Below are 729 nucleotides of genomic sequence, written 5' to 3'. Positions count from 1 at the left end.
CGTCGAGCCTGCGGACCGCGTCGCCGGCCATGCGCGCGGCCAGCGCGCGCTCGGCGGGCGTCCGGGACGCCGCCGCCGAGAGCAACGTCGTCAGCACGCTGTCGTGCACGAGTGCGTCGACCTTCACGCGCTCGATCTCGATCGCGTGACGCCGCGCCACGGCGTCGTAGCGTTCGAGCGCGGCCTCCTGCGCGGCATCCACCGCGATCGCGGCCTGCCTGAGCATGGTGATGATCACCAGCACGACGACGCCGAGGATCACCGCGTACATGGTGTCGAGCACCGAGAGGAGGGCGCCGGCACTGCCGCCGGACGGGCTCAGCCGCACGACGCCGTAGATCGCGGGAACCGCGATGGTGTACGCAGCGGCCGGCACGACCGGCAGCGCGATCACCGCCGCGGTGGTCGCGACCGTGCAGAGGTAGTAGAGCCATGGCGTGCGTCCCGTCATGGCCGCCGTGTCGACCAGCAGGAACGGCCAGGCGAGGAGCGCGATGACGTAGATCGTCGCGAACGCGAGGGCCGCCACCCGCACCGCGACGCGCGTGAACGTCGCCGCGGCGAGCGCGGCGATCGTGCCGTAGACGACCGCCATCATCGCCACGCCCGCGCCGTCCGCCATGAAGCGCGCCTCGTCGATGGCCGTCGGCACCGTCTGCGCGCCGAACACGAGTCCGAAGGCGCCCAGCGCCCGCCCGGCGACGGTCTCGACCTGGGCGCGGCTCACCG

1 pseudogene is annotated in these 729 nt (G+C 73.4%); it reads right to left on the bottom strand.

Annotation, left to right across the window (positions count from 1 at the left end):
* Nucleotides 1-729: pseudogene (locus ESO86_RS19575) on the bottom strand (ATP-binding protein); the annotation flags it as partial.

It is taken from the genome of Agromyces binzhouensis (genome assembly GCF_004135055.1).
Taxonomy (GTDB): Bacteria; Actinomycetota; Actinomycetes; order Actinomycetales; family Microbacteriaceae; genus Agromyces; species Agromyces binzhouensis.
This window is presented reverse-complemented; position numbering and strand designations above follow the sequence as displayed.